Raw genomic sequence first — 1,822 nt, forward strand, 5'->3', positions numbered from 1 at the left:
TAAGAGACAGGGGGTGGCGAGGGCCGGTGCGGGTCCCGAAGGGGCGCGGGGCCCGTGTTCATGGCGGCTGCGCCGCGCGGCGCGACCGGGCACGGCGCACCCCCGGACGGCGACGCGCCGCAGGGAGCAGCCCCCGGCCCGGTACGGTCCGCCGGGCCCGCGCCGGGGGCCGGTCAGGTCAGCAGGTCTGCCGGACGTACGCTTCGTCGCCGGGGGTCGTGACGCCGAGGTCACGGCGTACGATGCTGAGCCGGTCGCCCCAGCCGTCGCACGCCTTCCGCAGCCCCGCCGACCGGTACTCGATGACGACGACCCGGTCGCCGAAGGCCCGGGTGTAGGCGTCGCACTCCTCGTACTCGCCGCACTCCTCGGCCACCGCGAAGTCCAGCCCGTTCGCCTCCCGCTCCCCGGCCAGCTGCGGGGTGTTCTTCTGGCCGATGGCCAGGCCCCTGCGGTGCGCCTGCTCGGACAGCAGCCGGATGTACTGCTGCGCCTGGGTGGCGGTGAGCAGCTTCCCGGAGCGGTCGTAGCTGTCGTAGTTGTCGGGCTCGACCGCGTCGTAGCCCTGGGAGGCGCAGGAGTCGATCCACCGGCCGACCTTGGCGGCGACCCGCCGGCGCTTGTCGGCGGTGCGCAGGTCCAGGAACGCCTCGTGCCAGTCCTCGTCGTAGACCACCTCGCCCGCTTCGTTCCGCAGCAGCAGGTCGGGGTCCCAGCTGTCCTCGGCGCCGGGCTGGGCCTGGAAGGCGTTCACATAGCAGATGTTGTAGAGCCCGTCGGCGGGCCGGTCCGTGTGGTCGCGGGTGACGATCCGGACGCCGTCGGGGGGTTCGTACGCTCCTCCGATCTGGTAGTCGAAGCCGGCGTGCGCCGGGGGCGGCGCGGCGGACGGCGCCTCGGCGCCGGCCGAGGCGCGGGAGCTGTTGATCTGCGCGGCCCCCACGAGCAGCGCGACGGCCGCCAGCGCGGCCCCGAGTGTCCGGTACGGACGTCGACGGAGGGAATGCATCGACGGCTCCAGAGGTGTGGAGGGCACGTCCCCGCCTCGGACCCGCGGCGGCGGTCCTGGCGACTCAGTCCGGGCTCGCGGCGTACGGCCGCATACCGGCTGGGCGTACCTCTGTCGCCGGGTACTCGACCACGGCGTGGCCGGAAGTAAACCCACCCGTCACTCCGCTGTCAAGAGGCGTCGGCTGCGCACTTCTGCGCGAACTCCCCGTGGATCAGTCAGTTTCACGCAGAAACAGGCGGGGCCCCCGAGCCCGAGGAGACCACCGTGCCCGCCGGTGCGGACGGTGCGTCCGGTGCGCCCTGGCGCCATCAAAGTGGCAGGACTGCCACTTCTCGGATTTCTGTGCCACACTGCGGCTGTGACCACGGCAGGGCGACGGGAGCAGCACAAGGAGCGGACGCGTCAGGCGCTCCAGGACGCCGCCCTGCGCCTGTTCGAGGAGCACGGCTTCGAGGCCACCACCGTGCGCGACATCGCCACGGCCGCCGGGGTGGCCGAGCGGACCTTCTTCCGGTACTTCCCGTCCAAGGAAGACCTGGTGCTCACCGAGGTCCTGGCGCTGCTGCCGCAGCTGCGCCGGCACATCCTGGAACGGCCCGCCGAGGAGCCGCCGTTCACCGCGGTCCGCAACGCGCTGCTGGCCCTCGCCGACGCGCGGGTGACGACGCTGGGCAACCTCTTCAGCGACGCGCCGGCCCGCTTCTTCACCAACCCCCGGCCCGCACGCCCGGTCCTCGTCGACTTCGAGAACGGGGTGGCGCGGGCCCTCCGCGAACGGCTCGGCCCGCGCACCCCGGACACCCCGCGCAC

The 1,822-nt window shown here is 73.3% G+C and carries 2 protein-coding genes; one reads left to right on the forward strand and one right to left on the reverse strand.

The window, feature by feature from the left end; all coding sequences use genetic code 11:
- Nucleotides 1-178: 178 nt before the first annotated feature.
- On the reverse strand, nt 179-1,009 hold the full coding sequence (locus G5C65_RS36595; protein WP_165303351.1) for an endo alpha-1,4 polygalactosaminidase: 831 nt from the start codon (nt 1,007-1,009) through the stop codon (nt 179-181).
- Between the two features lie 361 nt (nt 1,010-1,370).
- Between G5C65_RS36595 and G5C65_RS40605 the strand changes: the two genes are divergently transcribed.
- Nucleotides 1,371-1,822 (forward strand): TetR family transcriptional regulator (locus tag G5C65_RS40605; protein WP_165303352.1); only part of this gene is annotated, 452 nt, incomplete at its 3' end.

It is taken from the genome of Streptomyces boncukensis (assembly GCF_011045075.1).
Taxonomy (GTDB): domain Bacteria; phylum Actinomycetota; class Actinomycetes; order Streptomycetales; family Streptomycetaceae; genus Streptomyces; species Streptomyces boncukensis.